1 protein-coding gene is annotated in these 500 nt (G+C 70.4%); it reads right to left on the bottom strand.

Going from position 1 to position 500, the window contains the following annotated elements:
* Nucleotides 1-500: DUF222 domain-containing protein (locus A5779_RS22860; RefSeq protein ID WP_131811681.1), on the bottom strand; the 500-nt coding region annotated here is incomplete at both ends.

A 500-nucleotide genomic window follows, 5' to 3' on the forward strand; every position in this document is an offset into this window, starting at 1 on the left:
TGGTCGGCCAGCACATGCACCACCGCGGCATCGGCGGCCGCCCGCTGCTGTGCGGCGGGGCAGTCTTCGCGCCGACACAGGCAGGGCATGCGGGATTCCAGTCGGGCCACCGGTCCCACCGCATCGGCGCGGCGCTGCTCCTGGGTACGGGGGTCGTGTTTGCAGACGGTGTCGGCGACCGCATCGAGGCGTTGATTCAGTGCGACCCCGTCGGCGGCGTGGATGTTGGCCCACACCGACGCCATGCCGGGGCTGCTCGCCTCCACCTGAACAAACCGCCCGTCGTCGATCGGGGGTGGAACCCGTACCCCGTGGGGGTCGAGTTTGGCGATCCATTGATCCACCCGGTCCCGCAACTGCCGTTCAGACAGCCGCATCCACCGGTGGGCCCGGGCCGCGAGTTCTTCATCCAGGCCGGCCCAGACTGCGGGGTCGACGATGCCGGTACGGGCGATGAGCATCCGCACCACCCGGTAGTCGATGTCGCCGGCGGGGATGCG

This window comes from Mycolicibacterium peregrinum, assembly GCF_001665625.1.
GTDB lineage: Bacteria > Actinomycetota > Actinomycetes > Mycobacteriales > Mycobacteriaceae > Mycobacterium > Mycobacterium peregrinum_B.